Below are 3,351 nucleotides of genomic sequence, written 5' to 3' on the forward strand. Positions count from 1 at the left end.
CGGCGCGCTGACCGAGGCGCTGTCGCAGGCGATGACCGTGTCGGTGGACTGGTTCGGCGTCGCCGTGCTGGCCGCCTGGGGCGGCCTGGCCGGCCTGGCCGCGTTGCGGTGGTTCCGGTTCACCTGACGGCCGGGCGCCGCGACCGTCACGCTGGCGTGGCGCTCGCGCGAAAATGCCTCGCCCACGTCCCTACTACGTGACGTAGTTTTCGTTGCCCTACGATCGGGCGATGCCTGTCCGACGGTGGTTCTTGCGGCTGGTGGATCTGCTGCCCGAACCCAGCCTCGGCGCGCAGCGCCTGATCGCCGCAGTGGTCATCGTGACTCAGGGCGGTATCGCCGTCACCGGTGCGATCGTCCGGGTCACGGCGTCCGGATTGGGCTGTCCAACGTGGCCGCAATGCTTTCCGGGCAGCTTCACCCCGGTGGCCGTCGCCGAGGTACCCCGCATCCACCAGGCCGTCGAATTCGGGAACCGGATGATCAGTTTCGCCGTGGTCATCGCGGCGATCCTGGCGGTGCTGGCGGTCATCCGGGCCCGGAGACGCACAGAAGTGTTGGTGTATGCCTGGTTGATGCCGGCCTCGACCGTGCTGCAGGCGGTGATCGGCGGCATCACGGTGCTCACCGGCTTGCTCTGGTGGACGGTGGCCATCCATCTACTGGCATCGATGGCGATGGTGTGGCTGGCGGTACTGCTCTACGTCAAGATCGGCGAACCTGACCAAGGCGAGCAGACCGCCACCGTCGTCCCGCCGCTGCGCTGGCTGACGGCGCTGAGCGCGACGACGCTGTCCGCGGTGCTGGTGGCCGGCACCCTGGTCACCGCGGCGGGTCCACACGCCGGCGACGCCAGCCCCTATCGGACGGTGCCGCGGCTCAGGATCGAGATCACCACGCTGTTGCATGCGCACTCGTCGCTGCTGGTGGCCTATCTCGGACTGCTGGTCGGTCTGGGTTTTGGGCTGCTGGCGGTACGCGCACCCCGCCCGGTACTGCTGCGGTTGGGCGTGCTGGTGCTGCTGGTGTTCGCTCAGGCCACCGTCGGCATCGTGCAGTTCTTCACTGGCGTCCCCGCCGCGTTGGTGGCGGTTCACGTCGCCGGCGCGGCCGCGTGCACCGCAGCCACCGCCGCGTTATGGGCGTCGATGCGAGAGCGGACCGAGCCCAAGCCGGTCCAGGGCTGACTCGACGCACACCGCGAACCGCCGCTGCCCGTCGTCGCGCGCGGTGTCGTCGAGCAGCTGCCAACCTAGCGACGGCGCAATCAAATCCAGCCCGATCAATTCGGCGTCACCCGGTCCGCCGATCACATCGGCCCGGGCGTAGAGCAGCTCGCCGGCGCCGACGCCCAGATGGTCGGCTGCCGCTTGCAGGGCAGCCTGTCCGAGTTCCCACAATTCGAAGTCGGCCTCGACCGCCGCGGCCGCGTCAAACGCATGCGACTGAATGCCGCCAAGGTAAATCAGCGCCGTTCGGACGGTCGAGGCCGTCGACCGCCGGTCCCGAACCGGCACCCCGGCACGTCGCAGGTCGCGCAGATAGTGTTGGCCGCAGTTCCACGCGACGACATCGGCGCCGTTGAGCACATTGGACACTCGCTTGGTCCACGCCAGGAACTCGTCGCGGCGCTCGGCGTAATCGGTACGAGTCCGCAGGATCACCAGATCGGCATGCAACGTCTCCGGATCGTCCCAGGACACCCAGTGGGCATGCAGCCCTCGCTTGCGCAGCGCGGCGACCAGACCCGCGTCGTCGCCGCCCTCCGAACCGACCAGCACGATCTTCGGATGACGAATGTCGGGCCGGGCCAACTTCATGCGGACTCCTTCAGCCAGACATGCGCGGGCCAGACGATGCTCGTCGGTGTCGGTGTCGACAGTTACCTTGCGAGTATGGCTCGGTTCCGATTACTGCCGACAGCGGCTCAGCAGACGGTTTTGGTAGAACATTGCCGGCATGCCCGATTCGTGTGGAACCTGGCCGTCGAGCAACAGCAGCTTTGGCAGCCGGGGCGGCGAGCCCCTGGGTACAACGAGCAGTCGGCGCAGTTGACTGAGATCCGCGCTGAATATGCTTGGTTGGCGGCCGGGTCCCAGAAAGTGCAGCAGCAAGCTCTGCGGGATTTCGCCCAGGCCATGCGGAACTTCTTTAACGGCACCCATGGCCGCCCGTCGTGGCGCAAGGCGGGTGTACACGAAGGTTTCCGCCAGGTCGGGCTCAAGCAACACCACGTCGAAAAGCTCAACAGGCGTTACTGGCGGGTGTGGGTGCCGAAGGTCGGGTGGGTCCGATTCCGCTGGACACGTAGTGTGCCCGCCGGTGTGAAGTCCTATCGCATTACTCGGGATCGGGTCGGCCGCTGGCATATCGCCTTCGCCCACATCCCCGATCCCATCGCGGGACCGGGTGATGGCAGCGTGGTTGGTATCGATCGGGGTGTCGCAGTCTCGGCGGCGCTGTCGACCGGGGAACTGCTCCATGCACCTAGCCTGACGCCCGGTGAGCAGATGCGGCTGCGCCGGCAGCAGCGACGCCTCGCGCGCGCCAAGGCTGGTTCCAGGCGCCGAGCGCGCACCAAGCTGGCGATCGCGAAACTCAAAGCCCGGGAGGCAGACCGACGGCGAGATTGGGTGGAAAAGACCACGACCGATCTGGCGCGCCGGTTCGAAACCATTCGAGTAGAGAACCTCGACGTGCGGGCGATGACCCGTTCTGCACGCGGCACGCTGGACCAACCGGGTAATCACGTTGCACAGAAACGCGGCCTTAACCGCGCAATCGCTCGTCAAGGGTGGGGCCGACTGGTGGCCCGGCTCAACCACAAAGCTCCGGGACGCCTCCAACGGGTCCCGGCTGCGTACACGTCGCAACGATGCTGCGCTTGTGGGCATGTCGCACCGGAAAACCGTAAGAGTCAAGCGGTATTCGCATGTGTGGCCTGCAAGGCGGGCCCGTGCAACGCTGATGTGAACGCCGCCCGCAACATTGCCGCCGGACGGGCGGTAACAGCACAGGGAGACCTCGCCGCAGGGCGGTCTGTGAACTGTGAACCTCAACTCAGCTCTCTGCCGCCTAGGTGGGTGACCGGGTTGGAATCCCAGGACGTCAGTCCGCGGAGGACGTCAAGATAGTCACCATGCGCGCAATCCAAGTCCCCGAAAACGGCGGTCCGGAAATCCTGAGCTACGTCGAGACGGCACAGCCCTCCCCTGGTCCGGGCGAGGTGCTGATCAAGTCCGAAGCGATCGGCGTCAATTTCATCGACACCTATTTCCGCTCCGGGTCTTACCCGCGCGAGCTTCCGTTCGTGCTGGGCACCGAAGTGGCCGGGACCGTGGTCGCCGTCGG

Annotated in this window: 4 protein-coding genes and 1 pseudogene; 4 read left to right on the forward strand and 1 reads right to left on the reverse strand. The window is 66.7% G+C overall.

Going from position 1 to position 3,351, the window contains the following annotated elements; genetic code table 11:
• A pseudogene (locus tag VNW74_RS20260) lies at positions 1-127 on the forward strand (multidrug ABC transporter permease); the annotation flags it as partial.
• Positions 128-212: 85 nt separating this feature from the next.
• Positions 213-1,187 (forward strand): COX15/CtaA family protein, encoded by a 975-nt coding sequence (locus VNW74_RS20265; RefSeq protein ID WP_414686731.1) that lies wholly within the window; start codon positions 213-215, stop codon positions 1,185-1,187.
• Here the strand turns inward: VNW74_RS20265 and VNW74_RS20270 are convergent.
• The gene (locus tag VNW74_RS20270) at positions 1,137-1,820 is read right to left on the reverse strand and encodes a hypothetical protein (RefSeq protein WP_325680072.1); all 684 of its coding nucleotides are present in this window, start codon (positions 1,818-1,820) and stop codon (positions 1,137-1,139) included. The two genes, VNW74_RS20265 and VNW74_RS20270, sit on opposite strands and share 51 nt — an antisense overlap.
• 75 nt (positions 1,821-1,895) lie before the next feature.
• On the opposite strand from VNW74_RS20270, the gene VNW74_RS20275 reads away from it, so the two are divergent.
• Both VNW74_RS20275 and VNW74_RS20280 read left to right on the forward strand, forming a co-directional pair.
• A complete protein-coding gene (locus VNW74_RS20275) occupies positions 1,896-3,134 on the forward strand; it encodes a transposase (RefSeq protein ID WP_325680074.1) in 1,239 nt (412 codons plus the stop codon).
• Positions 3,135-3,139: 5 nt separating this feature from the next.
• On the forward strand, positions 3,140-3,351 hold a 212-nt coding region (locus VNW74_RS20280; RefSeq protein WP_325680075.1), incomplete at its 3' end, for an alcohol dehydrogenase catalytic domain-containing protein.

It is taken from the genome of Mycobacterium sp. (assembly GCF_035570115.1).
Classification (GTDB): domain Bacteria; phylum Actinomycetota; class Actinomycetes; order Mycobacteriales; family Mycobacteriaceae; genus Mycobacterium.

What these genes read in the sequence shown, in the direction of transcription:
- VNW74_RS20270 (WP_325680072.1), bottom strand. Translation starts at nt 1,820, where the DNA reads ATGAAGTTGGCCCGGCCCGACATTCGTCATCCGAAGATCGTGCTGGTC.
- VNW74_RS20275 (WP_325680074.1), top strand. Translation starts at nt 1,896, where the DNA reads ATGGCTCGGTTCCGATTACTGCCGACAGCGGCTCAGCAGACGGTTTTG.